The organism is Deltaproteobacteria bacterium (assembly GCA_005879795.1).
Lineage (GTDB): Bacteria > Desulfobacterota > Binatia > DP-6 > DP-6 > DP-6.
The window spans coordinates 1-17,391 of the sequence record VBKJ01000130.1; the positions used below are offsets into that span (position 1 = coordinate 1).

Genomic DNA, 17,391 nt, shown 5'->3' on the forward strand with positions numbered 1-17,391 from the left:
GCCTTGGGGCTGCGTCGAGAACAGCTATCTGGCGTGTCCGCTACTCGACGATCTCTTGCTTGAGACTCTGGACGAACGCGGCCACCTCGCGCTGCTCGGCCTCGGGCACTTGCAGCTTCGCCAGGGCCGCGCCGGCATGACCTAGGAAGACGTTCCAGTCACCCTCGCTGATGCGCATGCCGCGGTGGCAGAGCAACATGTCCCTGCCGCGGTAGTACACCGGTCCGCCCGCGCTCGAGCAGAGGAAGTCGATCAGAAGCTGCTTCTCGCGCTTGACACCGTCTTCGCCGCGATGCGCCCAGAAGCGGCCGAGCTGCGGATCCGCCCGGAGCCGGGGCAGCAGGTCATCTGCAAAGGCCGCGATCGCGTTGTAACCACCAAGGCGTTCGTAAAGGGTCTTCTTCTTGTCGCTCATCGTCGTCTCCTCGAGCCTAAAGACGCCAGGGGACGGAGGCTCCCGTAAGCCTCCGGGAGGGCGCGTCCCCGGGCGATCGTCCAGGTGGTTGGGTGCGCCAATCTTCGCCCCAACGGTGCCGCCGCGTCAAAGGAGTCGTCCGGACGGAAGCGGACAGGCGATTCCGGAATCGGTGCGACGTTCCGAGCGAGTCGGTAACTTTACAGTCCTATCGTAGCACGATATAGTTACCGTGTGCCGACTGACCGGCTCACGATGACGGACTACCGAGCGCTGGCGGAGTTCCGTTATCAGTTACGGCGGTTCGATCGCTTCAGCGAACGCGCGGCCCGAGCGGTCGGTCTCGAGCCGCAGCAACACCAGCTCTTGCTCGCGGTGAAGGGCATGCCCGCGGGGGTGCACGCCACGATCGGGCTCCTCGCCGAGCGGCTGCAGGTCCAGCACCACACCGCAGTCGAGCTGGTCGACCGCATGCAGGCCCGAGGCCTGGTCCGCCGGTCGCGGGCCGGGGCCGACCGGCGGCGGGTGTTCGTGCACCTCACGCGGCGCGCCGAGGCGGTACTCCCGCGGCTGTCACACACCCATCGCACCGAGCTGCGCTCGGTGGCGCCGGGGCTCCGCCGGATGCTCGACGCCTTCGTCCCGGGCGCCACCACCGCGCGGGCGTCCGCGATCGGGTGACGCCGGGCGAGCCGGCCGCGCGCGCGAGCGGGATGCGGAGCGCGGGGGTCAACGTGGTTTGGAGTGGACTCTGGCAGAAGATGACGGGGGCGCTCAGCCGGCTCGAGCACGACGGCTCGGACCACCTCGGCGACTTCACGACGAGCTGGCGGCTCGTGCCGATGTCCGCGGCGGCAATCGGGATCGGGTTCCTGAGTGCCTGGGTCGCCCTGGCGCTGCTCCGGCTGATCGGCCTGGTCACGAACCTCGCCTTCTTCCAGCGCTGGGACGTCGCGCTCGTCTCCCCGGCGGGCAACGCGCTCGGCTGGCTCGAGGTCCTGGTCCCGGTCGCCGGATCGCTCATCATCGGCTTCATGGCCCGCTACGGGTCGGAGCGCATCCGCGGCCACGGTATTCCGGAAGCCCTCGAGTCCATCCTCATCGGGGGGAGCCGCGTGGAGCCGCGGGTCGCCTTCCTGAAACCGCTCTCCGCCGCCATCTCGATCGGCACCGGCGGCCCCTTCGGGGCGGAGGGCCCGATCATCATGACCGGCGGAGCCTTCGGCTCGATGCTGGCCCAATTCTTCAAGCTCACCAGCGCCGAGCGGAAGACCCTGCTGGTCGCCGGGGCCGCCGGCGGGATGTCGGCCACCTTCGCGTCGCCCGTGGCCGCGGTCCTGCTCGCCGTCGAGCTCCTCCTCTTCGAGTGGAAGCCGCGCAGCATGATCCCTGTGGCGCTGGCGAGCGCGACGGCCGCAGCCACGCGCCGCTACATCATCGGGCTGGGACCGCTCTTCCCCGTACCCCCGCACCCGGTGTTCATCGGACCGGCGGGGCTGGTTGGCTGCGCCGTGGTGGGATTGCTGGCGGGGGCGCTGTCGGCCCTCCTCACGCTGGCGGTGTACGCGGCGGAGGACGCCTTCCGGCTGCTCCCGATCCACTGGATGTGGTGGCCCGCGCTCGGCGGCCTGGTGGTGGGCGTGGGCGGCCTCGTCTTTCCCCAGGCGCTCGGCGTCGGGTACGACGTCATCGGCGCGTTGCTGCAGGGCGACGTACCGGCCCGCGTGATCGTCGGCACCTTGCTCGTCAAATCCGTCATCTGGAGCGTGTCACTGGGATCCGGCACGTCGGGTGGCGTCCTCGCCCCGCTGCTCCTGATGGGGGGTGCGCTGGGCGGCGTCGAGGCGATGTTCCTGCCGAACGAGGGGACTGGGTTCTGGCCGCTGGTCAGCATGGGGGCCATCCTGGGCGGCACGATGCGGTCGCCCTTCACCGGCGTCGTCTTTGCCCTCGAGCTGACGCACGACGTGAACGCGCTCTTGCCGCTGCTGGTCGCAGTCACCATCGCGCACGGCGTCACGGTCCTCGCGCTCCGCCGGTCGATCCTGACCGAGAAGGTGAGCCGGCGCGGGTATCACCTGACCCGCGAGTACGCGATCGATCCGCTCGAGATCCTGTTCGTGCGCGAGGTGATGCGGCGGAACATCGTGGCATTGCCGGCCGACATCGGGCTCGAGGCCCTCCGCCACTCGTTGCGGGCCGGCGGCGCGCGGCGCCACCAGCTTCTCTATCCGGTGATCGACCCCGAGAGCCGCCTGGTCGGCGTGGTGACCCGCACCGACCTCCAGCAGCTCCTCGACGGGCACCGCGCCAACGCCGACGGTCCTCCGCTCTCGCCGCTGATCGAGCCCAACCCGACCGTCGCCTACCCCGACGAGCCGCTCCGGGCGGTCGTGTACCGGATGGCAGAGACCGGCCTCACCCGGTTCCCGGTCATCGAGCGCGAGGGCGGGAAGCTGGTCGGCATGATCGCTCTCTTCGATCTCCTGGCGGCCCGCATGCGCACCCTCGAGGCCGAGCGCCGCAGAGAGCGCGTCCTCCCGGTCCGCTTCTTCCTGCCACCAGGCCGGGGCCGGGACCGAAGCGGGCCCTCCGTCTCATCGAGCTCGCGGTGAGAGCCCACGGCGCCGAGGGGGGACGGTAAGGCCCGCCGCCCGGTACCTTCCTCCCGGCCACCGATGGTAAGCTGGTGTTTGCCGCGCCGCGGCTGGTAAAGAGCCAGGCCCGACAAGGAGGGACCGTCTTGAGCGCAACCGACGCAAAGCTCACGAGCGAGCAGGAGTCTCGGAAGATCGCGGAGGAGTCCCGCGAGAAGGAGTGGGCGGGGCGGACCTTCCTCCGGGAGCTCTTCCTCGGGAACTTCCTCCTCGATCACATCCACCCGTTCCCCGTGCTGCGGGGGGAGCGGCCGGAGTTCAAGAAGTTCTACGACGACGTACAGCGGTTCCTGCGCGAGAAGGTCGACCCGGTGGCCATCGACGAGACCGGCGAGTACCCCGAAGAGGTGGTGGACGGTCTCAGACGGCTCGGCGCCTTCGGGATCAAGATCCCCAAGGAGTACGGCGGCCTCGGCTTCAGCGTGAGCGAGTACACGACCGTCATGCAGCTGGTGGGGAGCTACGATTCGAACATCAGCGCGCTCCTCTCCGCGCACCAGTCGATCGGCGTCCCACAGCCGCTCAAGCTCTTCGGCACGCCGGAGCAGAAGAAGAAGTACCTCCCCCGGTGCGCGGCCGGCGCCATCTCGGCCTTCGCCCTGACGGAGCCGCACGTCGGCTCGGACCCGGCGAGCCTGTCGACCACGGCGGAGCTGCACGGCGACACCTTCGTTCTGAACGGCGAGAAGCTCTGGTGCACGAACGGCACGATGGCCGAGCTGCTCGTCGTGATGGCGCGCGACCCCAAGACGAAGAGGATCAGCTGCTTCATCGTCGAGACCGACTGGCCGGGCGTGAAGGTCGAGTACCGCTGCCGCTTCATGGGCCTCAAGGCGCTCGCCAACGGCATCATCAGTTTCCAGGATGTGCAGGTGCCGCGCGAGAACCTGATCGGCGAGGAGGGGAAGGGGCTCAAGATCGCGCTCGTCACCCTCAACACCGGACGGCTGACTCTGCCCGCCACCTGCGCAGGCGTCGCCAAGCAGTGTCTCGAGATCTGCCGAGGCTGGTCCAACGAGCGCAAACAATGGGGCGTCCCGATCTGGAAGCATGAAGCCGTCGCCCACCGCATCGCGGACGTGGCCGCGACGACCTTCGCCATGGACTCGGTCTCCAAGCTGGCGAGCGCGATGTCGGATCGCGGAGGGTATGACATCCGCCTCGAGGCCGCGGCGGCGAAGGAGTGGAACACGGTCCGCGCCTGGGAGATCGTCGACGTGACCCTGCAGATCCGCGGGGGCCGCGGCTACGAGACCGAGCGCTCGCTCGAGGGGCGCGGCGAGTTCCCGATTCCCGTCGAGCGGCTCATGCGGGACGTGCGCATCAACCTCATCTTCGAGGGTTCGAGCGAGATCATGCACCTCTTCATGGCGCGCGAGGCGGTGGACAAACACCTGCAGGTGGCGGGTGCGCTGATCGACGCGAAGAAGGGCAGGGGCGAGAAGCTCCGCGCGCTTCCGGGGATCTTCGGCTACTACGCGAAATGGTACCCGCCCCTCTGGCTGCGGGGCCTTGCCGGTCCGCTTCGCTACCGCGACTGGGGACGGCTCGCGCCGCACCTGCGCTTCGTCGAGCGGAGCTGCCGCAAGCTCGCGCGCGAGAGCTTTCACGGCATGACGGTCTACCAGGGGAAGATGGAGCGAAAGCAGGGCTTCCTCTTCCGCTGCGTGGACGTCGTCATGGAGCTCTTCGCGATGGCGGCGACCATCTCCCGGGCTCGGCAGATGGTCGATGACCGCGACCCCGATGCGGAGCGGGCGCTGGAGCTGGCCGACCTCTTCTGCCGCACGGCCCGCCGCAAGGTGCGGCGGCTGTTCCGCGATCTGTGGGCCAACGAGGACATCCGCAAGAACGGCGTGGCGGCCAGCGTGATGCAGGGCGAGCAGGTGTGGCTCGAGAGGGGCGCCATGGACATCGGGCTCACCCCGCAGGCGTTCAAGACCCGCTCCCTCGTCGAGCAGCGGGCAGCCGGCCCCGGGAGAGCGCAAAAGGCGGCGGCGGACGCGTCGTAGGACCTGGCCAGTTAGGCGGTAGCCCGACGAGAGAAGACCGGCGCGCAGGCCGAGACTCGCGACCGGCTCTCGATCAGCACGGAATCGCCGAACTCGTGCGTGAGATGTAGCGCAACTCAGCCCGTCCGCGCCAGACGAAGAAGTTCCGCCGCGTCGCGGAGCTCGTGCGCGCCGAGGGCTGCGGCGCCGAGGGCCTCCGCCCCGGCGCGGCCGAGGACCGGGGTCGCGAGGGCGAGGAACTTCGTCCTCAGGCGCTCGCGCTGCGCTCCGACATCGGACGCTGGAATGCCGACGTCGGCCTCGCCCTCGAGCTGCCCGCTCTCCGTGTGGACGGTCACGGTCGTGCGGGTGGCCCGCGTGCCGGCCACCGGGACCACGGTCACCCGGTCGCGGAGGCGCACCAGGCCCGGGTCGCACATGCGCGCGTCGGTGAACGTCTCGGGATCGGCGGTGTCGGCGCCGAGGAGTGCCATTGCCGTGGTCGCGCGCAGGCTGAACTTCCCTTCGAGCCCGGTGCGCGGCTCGACGATGTTGCACACGGCGAGGAGCGAGGGATCGACACGAACCTCGACGCCGGCGATCCGTTCCGGCGCGAGGGCGTGGCGCGTACGCAGCGCGCCCGCCGCCTCGATCGCGGCGTGCGTGAGGTAGCAGGCCGCGTGGTACTTGAAGAGCGTATCGCGGACGAGGAATCGGCCCGCCCAGCGATCGAGCGCGTCGCTCCTCGGCTCCGCGCCCGCGTGGGTGGCGGCGAAGCCCTGCGGCGCTTCGAGGACGGACGGGCTGGCGGTGAAGCCACCCCGCGCGAGGAGCGTCGCGAGCAGCCCCGTCTCGGCGGCCCGGCCGGCGTGAAGCGGCTTGGCCATCGAGCCGAACGCCGACTTGAGGCCGGCCGCCTGCGTCCCGGCGATGCCGAGGGCGTGGAGCCACCGTTCCTCGTCGAGCCCGAGGAGATGCGCGCAGGCGGCCGCAGCACCGAACGCTCCGACGGTGGCGGTCGCGTGGAAGCCCGCCGCGTAGTGCCCGGGCCCGAGGAGCGCGCCCAGGCGGCACTCGAGCTCGATGCCGGCCACGAGCGCGGCGAGGAGCCGCGGGCCGTCGGCGCCCTCGCTCTCCGCGAGCGCGAGGAGCGCCGGCAGGAGCGGCACCGAGGGGTGGCCGCTCATCACCGTGTGGGTATCGTCGAAGTCGAGGGCGTGCCCCGCCGCCCCGTTGACGAGTGCCGCGCTGAGCCGCCCGGCGCGCTCGGACCGGCCGATCAGCGTCGCCCGTGCGCCGTCCTCGGTCCGCGCGACGGACTCGACGAGAATCTCCGTCAGCGGCTCGCGCGACCCGGCGAGCGCGCAGCCGAGGAAGTCGAGCAGGCAGTGGCGGGCCACCTCGAGCGCGTCCGCGGGGATCGCGTCGTGGCGGATGCCCCGCACGGCGCGGACGAGCGCCAGGGTGGCACCTGCACTCATCTCGCGAGGCTCCGTCGTATCGTCTCCTTGACGGACTCGCGCAGGGCCGCCAGGTCGACGGCCCCCGGGTCGACGAGCCACTGCATTGCCACCCCCCGCAGCAGAGCGAGGAACATGGCGGCCCCGGCTCCGGGATCGACATCGGCTCGAATCCGCCCCTCCTCGATGCCCCGGCGGATGCAGCCGCCGGCCGCCGAGCGGATGGACTCGTTCAGCTCGGCAAAGACGCTGCGCAGCTCGGGTACCGGTCCCAGCGCCTCGCCCATGAGGACGTAGAGGGCACGCAGCCGCTCCTCGCGGGCAGCGAGCTCGCGCAGGTAGGTGTCGCCCATTTCGCAGAGCGCGTCGAGCCCGGCGCGGCCCTCGATGGCCGGGATCATCTGGTCGTGTGCGAAGCGGGTCGTCATCCTCTCGACGAGGGCGCGGAGCAGGTCCTGCTTCGAGCCGAAGCGGTGGCTCACGAGCCCGCCGCTGTAGCCCGCCACCTTGCCGATCTCGGCCAGCGTGGTGCGGCTGTAGCCCTGGCGGGCGATCAGCTTGACCGCCGCGCGCAGCATGAGCTTCTCCGAGAGCGCCGACCGCTCGGCCTGGGTGCGCCGGCGGGGCGGCTTCCCCGGGCGCCGGGTTGCGGCGGCAGTCGGGGCCGTCCGCGCCATCGTCAGCCCTCGCGCGCGGTGCGGGGGCGGCCCTCGTCCGTTACCGTCATGGCCGCCCTGTAGCGGAAATTTACTTATTGATCAACCCATAAGTTTGTGCTAGCGGGAGGCCGCCTCCATGGCGGACCCCGATTTCGCCGCGTTCGCACTCGTCCCCAAGGGCCACGCCTTCGAGGACTTTCACGACGGCCAGGTCTTCGAACACCACTGGGGGCGGACGCTCAACGAAGGCGACAACTCGCTGTTCGCGACCATGGCGCTGCGCTTCCTCCCGCTCTACTTCAACGCGGAGTACGCGCGCGCGCACGGCCACCCGGGCGTGGTGGTCGATCCGCTCCTCGTGCTGTGCACGGTGATCGGTCTCTCGGTGGAGGACCTCTCCGAGGCGGGCGGCCCGTTCCTCGGCGTCGAGGACGTCGCGTTCCTCCGCCCGGTCTATCCGGGAGACACGGTCACCGCCCGGAGCCGCGTCGTCGCGAAGCGCGAGTCGGAGAGTCGCCCCGCCTTCGGCGTCGTCACCTGGGAGACGCAGGGTCGAAACCAGCGGGGCGAGGTCGTCGTCAGCTGCCGGCGCACGAACCTGGTCGCGAAGCGGAGGGCGTGATGAGCCTGCTCACCGGCATCGTCGAGCGCGTCCCCGCGGCGTACTACAGCGACGAGCGCCAGGCGATCCTCGAGACGGCGCGCGAGTTCGCGATGAGGGAGGTCCTGCCGGTCGCGAACCGGCTCGACCCGGTGCAGGGCGAGATCCCGATGGAGCTCCGGCAGAAGATGGCCGAACTCGGCTACTTCGGCATCCTGATCCCGCAGGAGTACGGCGGCCTCGGACTCGGCATCTTCGAGTACGTGCTCGTCACCGAGGAGCTGGCGCGGGCGTGGATGAGCGTCGCGAGCATCATCGCGCGCGGCAACGGCATCGGCGCGGGCTTCAGCGAGGACAAGCGAAGGGAGATGCTTCCGAGAATGGCGCGCGGCGAGTGGCTGGGCGCCTTCGCGCTCTCCGAGCCCGGCGCGGGCTCCGACGTCGCCTCGATCCGGTGCCGCGCGGAGCTGGCCGGCGACGAGTGGGTGGTGAACGGCCAGAAGATGTGGTGCACGTTCGCCGACGGCGCCGACTTCATCATCCTGGTCGCCCGGGCCACGCCCTACGACCCGGAGAACCGTCACGCCGGCATCGCCCAGTTCCTGATCGAGAAGGAGCGCGGCAAGTTCCCGCCGGGAATCGAGGGTACGGCGATGCGGAAGATCGGCTACCACGGCTGGAAGACGTGGGAGCTCTCCTTCGACAACTTCCGCATCCCGAAGGAGAACATCCTCATCCACTCCGCGCGCAGCGGCTCCTCGGAAGGCTTCAAGCGGACGGCGATGGGGCTCTCGGTCGCACGCATCCACACCGCCGCGCGCTCGGTCGGTCTCGCCCGCGGGGCGCTCGAGGACTCGGTCGCCTACGCGCAGACGCGCGTGCAGTTCGGCCGGCCGATCGGCGACTTCCAGGCGATCCGGTTCAAGCTGGCCTGCATGGCGACCGAGATCGAGGCGGCGCGCGCGCTCACCTACGCCGCCGCCGACGACTTCGACCGCGGGCGGCGCGCCGACGTGCAGGCGTCCATGGCGAAGCTCTTCGCGAGCGAGATGACCGAGAAGGTGACCAGCGAGGGCATCCAGATCCACGGCGGCGCCGGCTACACGAGCGAGTACCCGCTCGAGCGCTACTGGCGCGACGCGCGTCTGACCAGGATCTTCGAGGGCACCTCCGAGATCCAGCAGCGGATCATTTCGGACGCCTTCCTCCCGAGGCCGAAGGGATGAGCACGGAGCGCACCTACTTCGAGGACTTCGAGGTCGGCCAGAAGATGCATCACGCGCGCGGCACGACGATCGGCGAGGTCGAGAACCAGCTCGTCACGAAGCTCGTGATGAACACCGCCGACGCGCACTACAACGAGCACAAGATGCGCGCCACGCCCTTCGGGCAGCGGCTCGTCTTCGGCCTCGTCACCGGCTCGATCGTGATCGGCCTCGCGACGCAGGATACCGCGGAGCACGCGATCGCGGAGCTGGGCCTCGACCGGCTCCGCTTCCGCGCCCCGGTGTTCCACGGTGACACCCTCACGGCCTACAGCGAGGTGATCGCGAAGCGTGACGCCGACCGCGACGATGCGGGCGTCGTCCGCTTCCGGCACTGGGGCGTGAAGCACGACGGGACGATCGTCTTCGAGGGCGAGCGCGAGGTCCTCCTCAAGCGGCGGAGCCACTGGGCGCGGGGCGAGGCGACGCCGCGATGATCGCCGCCCGCACGGGACCGCTTGCGGACGTCCGCATCCTCGACCTGACGCAGGCGCTCGCCGGGCCCTTCTGCACCATGCTGCTCGCCGACCTCGGTGCCGACGTGGTGAAGATCGAGCCGCCACAGGGCGACATGACCCGGACCATGCCGCCCCATCCCGCCGACCGCGAGGGCTGCGACTACGGTGGCTACTTCGCGAGCATCAACCGGAACAAGCGCTCCGTGGTCCTCGACCTGCGCGGGGCGGGCGATCGCGACATCCTCCTCCGGCTCGTCGACCGGGCCGACGCCGTGGTGGAGAACGCCCGCGTCGGCGTGATGGACCGCCTCGGGGTCGGCTGCGAGCGGCTGCGCGAGCGGAACCCGCGCCTGGTCTACGCGGCCATCCGCGGCTTCGGCGATCCCCGCACGGGGGCCAGTCCCTACGCCGAGTGGCCGGCCTTCGATATCGTCGCGCAGTGCATGGGCGGCATCGTGGGGACGACCGGGGCGGCGGGCACGGGCGGCGTCCCGTGCGGCGCGAGCATCGGCGACCTCTTTCCCGCGACGCTCGCCGCCCTGGGGATCGTCGCGGCGATCCACGCCGCACGCCGCAGCGGCGTCGGGCAGTTCCTCGACGTCGCGATGTACGACGCCCTCCTGAGCCTCTGCGAAAGCGTCATCTATTACTACTCGTACGAGCAGCGGGTGCTCGGGCCCCGGAGCACCGGGCACCCCTCGCTCTGCCCGTTCGACGTCTTCGCGACCAGCGACGGCGCGGTCGCGATCGCCGCGCCAACCGACAAGCACTGGAAGCTCTTGTGCGAGGCGATCGGGCGGCCCGAGCTCACCGCCGACGCCCGCTACGACCATAACGACAAGCGCGTCGCCAGCGCCGACGAGGTGCGCCGCCTGATCACGGCGTGGACCGGGCGTCACACCAGGCGCGAGGTGGTGGCGGCCCTCGGCGGGAAGGTGCCCGTCGGGCCGGTGAACACCGCGAAGGACATCTTCGAGGACCCGCACGCGAGGGCTCGCGGCATGCTCGTCGAAGTCGAGCAGCCCGGAAAGAACGCGCCCGTCGTGCTCGCCGGTCCGGCGATCAAGCTCGCTGCCACACCGGCGGCGGTCTACCGCCGCCCGCCACGCCTGGGCGAGCACACCGCCGAGGTGCTCGCCGAGGCGGGCATCGACGCCGTGCCGACGGGGGCTCCGCGCCGTCGCCCCGCCGGGCCCGGCAAGGAGGAGCCATGAGTGCGAGGCTCCGACGATCCGAGCTCGCCACCCCGGCCTCGAGCCAGAAGATGATCGAAAAGGCCGCGCGGAGCGAGGCGGACCTCGTCTTCCTCGACCTCGAGGACGCGGTGGCCCCCCCGCAGAAGGAGGCCGCGCGCGACAACGTGGTGCGCGCGCTGCGCGAGCTCGACTGGGGCAGGACGCTCCGCGCCGTGCGCGTGAACGGCGCCGACACGCGCTGGGCGCACGACGACGTCATCGCCGTGGTCGAGGGAGCCGGGGCACAGCTCGACCTTCTCATCCTCCCCAAGGTGAAGGCGCCGCGCGACGTGTGGTTCTTCGAGACGCTCCTCGAGCAGCTCGAGGCCAAGCTCGGCCTCGGGAAGCGGATCGGCCTCGAAGCGCTGATCGAGGAGACGGCAGCGCTGGCTCGGGTCGAGGACATCGCCGCCTGCTCGCCCCGGCTCGAGGCGCTGATCCTCGGCTTCGGCGACCTGTCGGCGAGCCAGGGGGTGCGCCTGGCGCTCGCCTCGGGCTACCCGGGCGACCTCTGGCACTACGCCCGCGCACGCGTCGTCGTCGCGGCGCGGGCCCACGGCCTCGACGCCATCGACGGCCCGTTCGCGAACTACCACGATCCGGAGAGCTATCGCCGCGAGGCCGCCTGGGCCTCGACGCTCGGCTTCGTCGGCAAGTGGGCGATCCACCCGAGCCAGATCGAGATCGCCAACGACGTCTTCGCGCCGACGGAGCAGGAGATCGCGCTCGCGCGGCGCATGTGCGAGGCTTACGAGGGGGCCTCCCGGGGCGGCGCCGGCGCGGCGGGCACGGGCGGCATCCTGGTGGACGCCGCCTCGGTGCGTATCTTCGAGGCCGTCCTCGAGCGTGCCCGGCTCACCGGCCGGGCCTGATCTGACGATCAGGATCTGAGAAGAGGTCGTATGGTTCTGGCCCGCCGCCTGTGGCAATGTCGCCGCGTGCGGCCGGGAGGGCCGCAGGAGGGGCCAAGTTGGCAGGGATCGTTCGCTACGGGAGCTACGTCCCCTACTTCCGCCTCTCGCGCGCCGCCATGGGGGCGGGGAAGGGGGAGCGCGCGGTCGCGAGCTACGACGAGGACTCCGTGTCGATGGCGGTCGAGGCGGCGCGGGACGCGGTCCGCGGCGACGTCGCCGTCGACACCGTGCTGTTCGCCAGCACCAGCCCCGCCTACGCCGAGAAGCTCGACACCGCGACCATCCAGGCGGCGCTCGACCTCCCGGAGACCGTGAGCTCGGTCGAGCTGGGTGGCTCGTCGCGCATGGGCCTCGCGGCGCTGCTGCTCGGCCTCGATCTGGCCGCCGCGGGGCGGCGCACGCTCGTGTGCGCGAGCGACGTGATCGTCGGGGCGCCGGGCGGCCCACGCGAGAGCCAGGGCGGCGACGGCGCGGTGGCGTTCGTCACCGGGAATCACCGGGAGGCGATCGCCCGGATGCTCGGCCGCGCCTCGGCGACGCTCGAGATCCTCGACGTGTGGCGCCTTCCGGAGGAGCGCTTCCCGAAGCAGTGGGAGGAGCGCTTCACGGCCGACACGATGGCCCCGGCCATCACCGACACCGCCCGACGGGCGCTCCGGGCCGCCGGCGTCGAGGCGTCGGCCCTCGCCACGGTGATCCTCGACGGGACCAACCCGCGCAGCATGGCGGGACTCCCGAAGGCGCTCGGCCTCCGGCCCGAGCAGGTGGCCGACCCGCTGGCCGCGACGGTCGGTCGCACCGGCGTCGCCCACGCGGGCCTCCTCCTCGCGCGCGTGCTCGACCGGGCGAAGCCGGGCGACCGCATCCTGGTCGTGTGCGAGGCCGACGGCGCCGACGCCCTCGTCCTCGAAGTGACCGACGCGATCGAGGGCATGCGGCCCGTGCGCAAGGTCGACCGCTGGATCGCGTCCAAACGCAACGAGCTGGCGTACAACACCTACCTCAAGTGGCGCGGCATCCTGCCGTTCGAGCCGCCGCGACGTCCCGACCCCGAGCGGCCGGCGGCCCCTCCGATGCGCCGGCACGAGCGCTGGAAGCTCGCCTTCGTCGGCTCGCGCTGCCTCGAGTGCCAGACCGGGCACCTGCCGCCGCAGCGGGTGTGCGTGAAGTGCGGGGCGGTCGACCGGATGCGCGACGAGCGCTTCGCGGACACCTCGTGCCGGGTCGCGACCTACACGCTCGATCACCTCGCCTACTCGCTGCAGCCGCCCGTGGTGGCGGCGTTCGTCGACTACGAGGGCGGGGGCCGTTTCTCCTGCGAACTGACCGACGTCGAACCCGCGCGGGTCGCGATCGGCGATCACCTGGAGATGACGTTCCGGCGCCTGTTCACCGCGCAGGGTGTGCACAACTACTTCTGGAAGGCCCGTCCAGGGCGCTGAAGGAGGGGATCATGGCCAGCAACGGGATCAAGGACCGCGTCGCGATCGTCGGCATGGGCTGCACGCCGTTCGGCGAGCACTGGGACAAGGGGCCCGAGGACCTCCTCGTCGACGCCGCCACGGAAACGTACCGGTCGGCGGGCATCGACCCCGCGCAGGTCGACGCCTACTGGCTCGGCACGATGGCGAGCGGCTTCTCGGGCCTGATGCTCTCCGAGGCGCTCAAGATCCCCTACAAGCCGGTGACGCGCCTCGAGAACATGTGCGCCACGGGCAGCGAGGCCATCCGCAACGCCGCCTACGCGGTCGCGTGCGGTGCCTACGATCTCGTGATGGCGATCGGCGTGGAGAAGCTCAAGGACTCGGGCTACTCGGGGCTGGTCGGCGCGAACCCGCCCAACGACGGCACGCTCTCGAACATGACCGCGCCGGCCACGTTCTCCCTGCTCGCCCCGGCGTATGCCAAGAAGTACGGCGTCGAGGAGGACACGCTCAAGCAGGTGCTCGCCCGCATCGCGTGGAAGAACCACAAGAACGGGGCGAAGAACCCGAAGGCCCAGTTCCGGAAGGAGGTGCCGATCGAGACGATCTGCAAGTCGCCCCCGGTCGCCGGCATGCTCGGCATCTTCGACTGCTCCGGCGTGAGCGACGGCTCGGCGGCGGCGATCCTCTGCCGGGCCGAGGACGCGCACCGCTACGCGAAGCATCCGATCTTCATCAAGGCGCTCTCCTTCGCGGCGGGGCCAGCGGAGGGCTACTACAGCCAGGACTACGACTTCACGACCTTCCCCGAGGTGGTCGCCAGCTCGCGGGACGCCTACCGGCAGGCGGGCGTGAAGGACCCGCGCGCCGAGATCAGCATGGCCGAGGTGCACGACTGCTTCACGCCGACGGAGCTCGTCCTCATGGAGGACATGGGCTTCTCGCCGCGCGGCCAGGCGTGGCGGGACGTCCTCGACGGCCGCTTCGACGGCGAGGGCCCGCAGCCGGTGAACCCGGACGGCGGGCTCAAGAGCTTCGGCCACCCGATCGGGGCGAGCGGGCTCCGCATGATGTACGAGATGTGGCTCCAGCTCCGGGGCGAGGCCGGGCCGCGTCAGATCGCGCAGCCGAAGCTCGGTCTCACCCACAACCTGGGCGGGGCCCCGGGGCGGTGCGTGAGCTTCGTGTCGATCGTCGGCGCTGCGTGAACCCCCTCCGCGTCCTCGCTGCGGCGGCCTCAGCGAGGCCGACGACCGAATCCCGCCTGTCAGACGTTGCGCGGTGCGCCTTGTCGCCGGACTCTGGTCAGATGAGCTGGCACCCTTGCCAGAGGTGTGTGCCCGGGATAGGTGCGCTCCCATGATCGACCTCTACTACTGGCCCACGCCGAACGGCTGGAAGATCAGCATTATGCTCGAGGAGTGCAGCCTCCCGTACACCGTGAAGCCGGTGAACATCGGCCGGGGCGAGCAGTTCTCGCCGGCCTTCCTGAGGCTCTCTCCGAACAACCGCATGCCGGCGATCGTCGACCACGATCCGCCGGGCGGCGGCGATCCGGTGGCGATCTTCGAGAGCGCCGCGATTCTCCAATACCTCGCCGAGAAGGCGGGCAGGTTCATGCCGCGCGACGTCCGCGGCAGGTACGAGGTGCTCCAGTGGGTCGCCTGGCAGGTCGCGAACCTCGGCCCCGTGGCCGGGCAGCTCAACCATTTCGCGAACTACGCGACGGAGAAGATCCCCTATGCGATCGAGCGCTTCGCGAACGAGATGAACCGCCTGCTCGGGGTCCTCGAACGGCGCCTCGCGGACCGGCCCTACCTCGCGGGCGAGTACTCGATCGCGGACATCGCGACCTGGCCGTGGGTCTTTCCCGAGTACCAGGGCAAGCGGGTTCTCGCCGACTTCCCCCACGTCGCCCGCTGGTGGGACGGTGTCGCGGGGCGGCCGGCCGTACGGAAGGGCCGGGCCGCCGGCGAGGAGCTCCGGCGCACCGCGCCCCTCGACGACGAGGCCCGCAAGATGCTCTTCGGTCAGACCGCCGCCAGCGTGACGAAGGCGGAGGAGGAGAGAAGCTAGGAGGCCGTCGGCCTCGCGGAGGGCGCTTCGCGGGACGACCTCACGACCGACGCGACGCGCGTTCTGCGGGTCTCGATGGCACGCGCGGGCTCCCGACGGCGGCCGCTCGACCCGCCGGGATCTCGAGCTGAGAGAGCCGACCGCTTCCCGCACCCGTTCCCGAACCATGTCGCGGATCACGGTGACCAAGCTGTGTTCCCCGAAACCCCTGACCTCGCCGGGCGACGGACTGCGGGTTCCAAGATCGGGGGGTGGTCGATACCGGCGACGAGGAGAGGCGTCTTGCCTCTGGGCGCGAACCACCCGGTAACCCGCTGCCGCCCCGTCACAAAGATGCCGTAGCAGCCGCTGGCTCAGGGGCCTCCGCGCTCGCCTCTAGGCTGATAGCACGTTAGCGCCGCGCGGCACGGGTTTTGCCACCGAGGGCAGATGATCGGGTAGGCAGGCTGCTTCGGACCCACGTCGGGGCGAGTAGCTCGGACCACTCGGGGGGAGGAGCTCGCAGTCTTCGCTCGAAGCGATCGATGGTTCTGAGACTCGCCCTTGCCGCCGCCTTGCCCGTTCACGCCGGCATCGCCGCCGGCGCAGGATCGCCGGCCCCGTCCACGGATGTGAGCACCACGACTCCCAGATAAGGTGACTACAAGACACGAGGGGGATGATGAAGAAGGTACTCGTCGCGTTGGCTCTGCTCCTCAGCACCACCGTTGCGCCCGCGTCGTTACGTCGGACAGTCCACCATGAGAACCACGTCCGTCGTGTCATGTGCTACACCTCGTGCCCCTTCTATAGAGACCGTTGCCGCAACGTCTTCGTAAAGGGGTGCTTGTTCAAGCGGTGCCTGAAGGAAATGGTGTATAGCTGCCTCGGCAATCCGGCTGACGCACAATGTGCCAGACCTTGTAGCCGACTGAATCCCTGCCCAGGTGGTCAGCAGTGCTCTCAAGGGCAGTGCATCATACAGCCGCCACCGGGAGTGAAGTGCCCGTTGCCTCCACTAAAGCGGCCGAAGCCACCAACAACGGAAGCTTGTGGAACCATCTTCTGTCCACGCGGGAGCCCCTACTGCGACCATGGGACATCGACGTGCGTGCCGAATCCTCCTACAACCACGACGACACTCCCACCTGCTGGATGCCCGACTGACTTCCCCCTCGAATGTCGACAAGGGGGATTCTGTTGTCCTTCGGATGCCACATGCAATACTGCCGGGTGCTGCTCTGCGCAGCTTCCGGTGGCTTGTGACGGATACTGCTGCACACCGGGAAGTGTCTGCGGTCAGGGGGGGTGCACTGATCCCTGTCCCGCCGACAGACCCGTAGCCTGTGGCGCCCCACTCGTCTGTTGCACCGCCGGCAGCGTATGTGGTCGGGACTGCAACGCGGGTACTACGACTACGACGATACCTGGAGGTGGAAACTGCAACTGCTTCTGTCCAGATGGCACCGATTGCACGGGTGGGAGAAGCTGTGGAGTTGATGAAAACGGTATCCCCAACGCTTGCGGGTGCCCGGTCAACTGTCCCTGATGCAAGGACACGGTACAGTCGTTCCCGGGAGAGGTGACGCGGATAATCGCGAAGTTCGACCTGCCGTCGGGCACTCCCGTGCATCCCGGCGACAGATTCAGGTACGTCTTCCACTGCCACATCGTGGAGCATGAAGAGAACCAGATGATGCGACCCTACGACGTGGTCGGCTAGGAGTCTCCTGCTCCTCGCGCGCGTCGTGCAGATCTGGCATGGTGAGACGTCGTGACGGGTCGCGCGCAGCAAACGACCATGATGACGGCCGGGGCCTCGCGGTCGAGCGCGCTCGAGCACCCCATCATCTTCTTCGACGGGGTATGCGCCATGTGCAACCGGTTCGTCGATCTCATCCTGCGGGCAGACCGGCGGGAGGTCTTCCGCTTCGCCCCCTTGCAGGGAGAGACCGCTCGCGAGCTGCTGCCGCCCCTCGCCGGCGACCCGCGGCAATGGTCGATGATCTACCTGGACGAGCGGGGCGTCCACGAGGAGTCGGACGCCTCGCTCGAGGTCTATCGGCGCCTCGGTGGGGTGTGGTGGCTGCTCAGCCTGCTGCGCCTCGTGCCGCGCTTCATTCGGACCCCGGCATACCGACTCGTCGCCCGCAACCGGTACCGCTGGTTCGGGCGCCGGGACAGCTGTCGCGTGCCGTCCGCGGAGGAGAAGGCCCGGTTCCTGCCCTGAGCACCGATCGGTCCGCCGGGCGACCCG

Annotated in this window: 16 protein-coding genes; 13 read left to right on the top strand and 3 right to left on the bottom strand. The window is 70.1% G+C overall.

The annotated features are described in order from the left end of the window. Positions 1-40 precede the first annotated feature (40 nt). Complete coding sequence (locus tag E6J59_08075; protein TMB20542.1) at positions 41-415, bottom strand: group 1 truncated hemoglobin; 375 nt, start codon at positions 413-415, stop codon at positions 41-43. Positions 416-670: 255 nt separating this feature from the next. On the opposite strand from E6J59_08075, the gene E6J59_08080 reads away from it, so the two are divergent. From E6J59_08080 to E6J59_08090, 3 genes are all read left to right on the top strand, one after another. Further along, positions 671-1,096 (top strand): MarR family transcriptional regulator, encoded by a 426-nt coding sequence (locus E6J59_08080; protein ID TMB20543.1) that lies wholly within the window; start codon positions 671-673, stop codon positions 1,094-1,096. An 80-nt stretch (positions 1,097-1,176) separates the two neighbouring features. After that, positions 1,177-3,030, top strand: a complete 1,854-nt coding sequence (locus E6J59_08085) for a chloride channel protein (protein ID TMB20586.1) — start codon at positions 1,177-1,179, stop codon at positions 3,028-3,030. Positions 3,031-3,158: 128 nt separating this feature from the next. After that, on the top strand, positions 3,159-5,084 hold the full coding sequence (locus E6J59_08090; protein ID TMB20544.1) for an acyl-CoA dehydrogenase: 1,926 nt from the start codon (positions 3,159-3,161) through the stop codon (positions 5,082-5,084). Between the two features lie 116 nt (positions 5,085-5,200). On the opposite strand, the gene E6J59_08095 is transcribed toward E6J59_08090, so the two are convergent. Together E6J59_08095 and E6J59_08100 are read right to left on the bottom strand one after the other, a co-directional pair. Continuing rightward, the gene (locus E6J59_08095) at positions 5,201-6,544 is read right to left on the bottom strand and encodes an MmgE/PrpD family protein (GenBank protein TMB20545.1); all 1,344 of its coding nucleotides are present in this window, start codon (positions 6,542-6,544) and stop codon (positions 5,201-5,203) included. Further along, the gene (locus tag E6J59_08100; protein TMB20546.1) at positions 6,541-7,200 is read right to left on the bottom strand and encodes a TetR/AcrR family transcriptional regulator; all 660 of its coding nucleotides are present in this window, start codon (positions 7,198-7,200) and stop codon (positions 6,541-6,543) included. The genes E6J59_08095 and E6J59_08100 overlap by 4 nt, the downstream gene beginning before the upstream one ends. Before the next feature lie 118 nt (positions 7,201-7,318). On the opposite strand from E6J59_08100, the gene E6J59_08105 reads away from it, so the two are divergent. The 10 genes from E6J59_08105 to E6J59_08150 all read left to right on the top strand — a co-directional run bounded on the left by E6J59_08105 (position 7,319) and on the right by E6J59_08150 (position 17,364). Then, a complete protein-coding gene (locus E6J59_08105; GenBank protein TMB20547.1) occupies positions 7,319-7,804 on the top strand; it encodes a MaoC family dehydratase in 486 nt (161 codons plus the stop codon). After that, positions 7,804-9,009: an acyl-CoA dehydrogenase gene (locus E6J59_08110; GenBank protein ID TMB20548.1), complete on the top strand. Its 1,206-nt coding sequence runs from the start codon at positions 7,804-7,806 to the stop codon at positions 9,007-9,009. The genes E6J59_08105 and E6J59_08110 overlap by 1 nt, the downstream gene beginning before the upstream one ends. Beyond that, a complete protein-coding gene (locus E6J59_08115) occupies positions 9,006-9,485 on the top strand; it encodes a MaoC family dehydratase (GenBank protein ID TMB20549.1) in 480 nt (159 codons plus the stop codon). Before E6J59_08110 ends, E6J59_08115 begins: the two co-directional genes overlap by 4 nt. Then, a complete protein-coding gene (locus tag E6J59_08120) occupies positions 9,482-10,720 on the top strand; it encodes a CoA transferase (protein ID TMB20550.1) in 1,239 nt (412 codons plus the stop codon). The genes E6J59_08115 and E6J59_08120 overlap by 4 nt, the downstream gene beginning before the upstream one ends. Beyond that, positions 10,717-11,613 (top strand): CoA ester lyase, encoded by an 897-nt coding sequence (locus E6J59_08125; protein TMB20551.1) that lies wholly within the window; start codon positions 10,717-10,719, stop codon positions 11,611-11,613. The genes E6J59_08120 and E6J59_08125 overlap by 4 nt, the downstream gene beginning before the upstream one ends. Before the next feature lie 56 nt (positions 11,614-11,669). Further along, positions 11,670-13,097: a hydroxymethylglutaryl-CoA synthase gene (locus E6J59_08130; protein ID TMB20552.1), complete on the top strand. Its 1,428-nt coding sequence runs from the start codon at positions 11,670-11,672 to the stop codon at positions 13,095-13,097. An 11-nt stretch (positions 13,098-13,108) separates the two neighbouring features. Then, positions 13,109-14,287, top strand: coding sequence for an acetyl-CoA acetyltransferase (locus E6J59_08135; GenBank protein ID TMB20553.1), 1,179 nt, complete (start codon positions 13,109-13,111; stop codon positions 14,285-14,287). Between the two features lie 151 nt (positions 14,288-14,438). After that, positions 14,439-15,155 carry a thiol:disulfide oxidoreductase gene (locus E6J59_08140; GenBank protein ID TMB20554.1) on the top strand — a complete coding sequence of 239 codons (717 nt, stop codon included), beginning with the start codon at positions 14,439-14,441 and terminating at the stop codon, positions 15,153-15,155. Between the two features lie 1,561 nt (positions 15,156-16,716). Continuing rightward, positions 16,717-16,857, top strand: coding sequence for a hypothetical protein (locus E6J59_08145; GenBank protein ID TMB20555.1), 141 nt, complete (start codon positions 16,717-16,719; stop codon positions 16,855-16,857). 81 nt (positions 16,858-16,938) lie between these two features. After that, the gene (locus E6J59_08150; GenBank protein TMB20587.1) at positions 16,939-17,364 is read left to right on the top strand and encodes a DUF393 domain-containing protein; all 426 of its coding nucleotides are present in this window, start codon (positions 16,939-16,941) and stop codon (positions 17,362-17,364) included. Positions 17,365-17,391: the final 27 nt, after the last annotated feature.